The 3,026-nt window shown below is 71.5% G+C and carries 2 protein-coding genes and 1 pseudogene; all 3 read right to left on the reverse strand.

Annotated features, from left to right (window positions below):
• A pseudogene (locus AC5LSR_RS19455) lies at positions 1–892 on the reverse strand (hypothetical protein); the annotation flags it as partial.
• Between the two features lie 292 nt (positions 893–1,184).
• A complete protein-coding gene (locus AC5LSR_RS19460) occupies positions 1,185–1,811 on the reverse strand; it encodes an acyltransferase (RefSeq protein WP_250283792.1) in 627 nt (208 codons plus the stop codon).
• Positions 1,808–2,923: a DegT/DnrJ/EryC1/StrS family aminotransferase gene (locus AC5LSR_RS19465; protein ID WP_250283790.1), complete on the reverse strand. Its 1,116-nt coding sequence runs from the start codon at positions 2,921–2,923 to the stop codon at positions 1,808–1,810. The genes AC5LSR_RS19460 and AC5LSR_RS19465 overlap by 4 nt, the downstream gene beginning before the upstream one ends.
• Between the last annotated feature and the right edge of the window lie 103 nt (positions 2,924–3,026).

Raw genomic sequence — 3,026 nt, forward strand, 5'->3', positions numbered from 1 at the left:
GCGGCTGCGGTGGCTGCGGCTGCGGTGGCTGTGAGGAGCCGGGCCGCCGCGAGTGGAACGCCTGGCCGACCGTGGTCCTGATCGTCGGCTGCTCGCTGTAGCGCGGCTCACGGGCCTCGCCCGCGGACCGCGCACCGGCCGGGGAAAGCGCGTCGGCCGGGGCCGGCGAGCCCGCTGGGGCCCGTGTACCGGCCGGCGCCTGAGCCGCGGCCGGCTCCTGCGAGGATGCCGGCTCCTGCCCGGCGGCCGGGGCGGCGACGCCGAGGTCCCCGGCCCGCCGCCGGGCCCGCCGGAACGCCGCGCCCTCGGCCGCGAAAGCGGTCAGCATCGGTACCACCAGCGCCACCGCCGCACCCCCGGCGATCACCTTCTTCTTGGCGGAGCCACTGCGTACCGGCTCCAGGTCCGACACCACCGTGGCTGTGATCAGTACATCCGCCGGGGCACGGGCCTTGGTCTGCTGGTCCTTCAGCTCGGTCTTCAACAGCTCGATGAGGCCGTCCATGGTGCGGGACGCCACCGCCGGATCGTTGTCCTTGGTCTCCATCACCAGCAGCGGCGCCCCAGGAGCGGTCGGATCCGGCCCGATCGTGTAGGCGGCGGTCCCCCCGGCGTCGACCAGTTTCTGTGCCGCTTCCTCGTCCGTGAGAATACGCATGAGTACCGTGGCGGTGGCCGAGAGATTACCGCTGAACGCCAGGAAGGGGTTGGACGCGGTCGGCTCGTTCATCAACTTCACCGACGGTGAGAGTAACACGACGGTTGCTTTACCGGTGTAACTGTACGGCGTCGCACGGGCCATGAAACCAGCGGTCAGCGCAAAAAAGACAAAAAGCGGCAGCACCACGTACCAGCGGCGCGTGAGCACATAGAAAGAATCTCGCAGATACATGTCCCAGCCCCCCGGCGGCGAACGTCTGACGGCGGGTCAGCCGCCGTGGGACACCGGAACGACCGGCGTCGGACCGACAAGTCGTGGCACCCGTGAAGTACCCCCTCCCGATACCACCGTGGCCTCCCGCGTCCGGTGACGGAGCGGCCGGAGCCACAGAAGGATCACCGCTGACAGCCACGGGAACCGGAGGATACGGAGACAACCACGGAAGCGACCGATGTCACCGGAAGGGTACACATGGATACTTTAACCCGCCATCCCGCCCGGTTTCGTGGATCATCGTCGTTTTCTACGCCGGACGCAGCCCGGCGGGAGCGCCGGTTTCGATATCGGCCGGCCGGTGTTCGTACCGCCGCCCGCACGGGCAGGCCAGTTCGTCATCGAGCCGCTCACCGCACGCGCACACCCAGCCGGCCCGCCGCGCGGGATTGCCCACCACCAGTGCGTGCGCCGGCACGTCACGGATGACCACCGCGCCGGCCGCCACGAAACAGTATTCACCCAGCGTGGTGCCGCATACGATCGTGGCATTCGCGCCGATCGTGGCTCCCCGGCGTACCAGGGTCCGGTCGAGACGGTCGCGGCCCTTCTTCACCTCGGCCCGCGGGTTCATGTCATTGGTGAAAACCATGTTGGGGCCGAGGAAGACGTCGTCCTCGACCGTGACGAGATCCCAGACCAGGACCGCGTTCTTGATGGTCACCCGGTCCCCCACCACGGCGCCGGACTCCACGAACGCGTGATCGCAGACGTTGCAGTCCCGGCCGATCCGGGCACCGGCCATGACGTGCGCGAACGCCCAGACCCGGGTGCCGGCGCCGACCTGGTCGCTTTCGCACAGCCCCCGGGGATGGACGAAGACGGCCCCGCGGCCGTCCGGCACGTCGGCCATGGCGCTGCTGGTCACGGCGGTCACCGCAGCGCCTTCCGCAGCTCGTCGACGACCCGCGTCTGCTGCTCCGCGGTGATCTGGGGGTACAGGGGCAGGGACAGGATGCGCCGCGCGGACCGCTCGCTGACGGGGAAGGCGCCGGCCGCGTACCCGAGATCGGCGAACGCCTCCTGACGGTGCACCGGGACCGGGTAGTGGCTGCCCGCCCCGACACCGGCGCCGTGCAGACGCTCCAGCACGGCGTCCCGGTCGTCCACCTCGATGACGTACAGGTGCCAGACGTGGGTGTTGCCGGGCAGGACCACCGGGGTGGTGACGGCCCCGGAGGCGGCCAGCTCCGCCAGCAGCTCACCGTAACGGGCGGCGGCGGCGGCGCGGGCGGTGTTCCAGGCGGCCAGCCGGGCGAGCTTCGCCCGCAGCACCACGGCCTGGAGCGTGTCCAGCCGGGAGTTGACCCCGAACCGGCCGTGCACGTACTTGCGGTCGCTGCCGTGGTTGCCGATCGTGCGGGCCGCCGCGGCGACCTGCGCGGACGTCGTCAGCACGGCACCGGCGTCACCGTAGGCACCGAGGTTCTTGCCGGGGTAGAAGCTCGTTCCCGCCGCCGCCCCGAACGTGCCCGCGTGCCGGCCGTGCCGGGTGGCGCCCTGCGACTGGGCGGCGTCCTCGACCACCACCGCCCCGGCCGCGGCGGCCGCCGGCAGCAGCTCCTCGACCGGGGCGGCCTGGCCGTAGAGGTGCACCGGGATCACGGCCGCCGTCCGGGCGCCGATCGCCGCCGCGGCGGCGGCGGGGTCGATCAGGTAGGTGGCCGGGTCGACGTCCACGAGCACCGGACGGGCACCCGCGCGGACCACCGCCTCGGCGGTGGCGATGAACGTGTTGGCGGGCAGGACCACCTCGTCGCCGGTGCCGATCCCCAGCGCACGCAGCGCGATCTCCAGGGCATCGGTGCCGTTCCCGACGCCCACGCAGTGGCTGATGCCGAGGAAGTCGGCGTACTCCTGCTCGAAAAGGGCGACCGGCTTGCCACCGATGAACGCGCCCGTCCGCATGACCTCGGCGAGGGCGGGCTCGATCTCGGCGGCGATCTCCTGGTGCTGGGCCGGGAGATCCACCAGGGGGATAGGGGTCATCGTCGTCCTCACAGTCACGTCAACGATCGTCAGATGCGGCAGTCGGCAGGGGCGGCAGTCGGCAGGGGCGGCGGGGCGGCGGTCGGCGGGGCGGCACCTGTCA

It is taken from the genome of Protofrankia sp. CiP1_Cm_nod4, assembly GCF_982290645.1.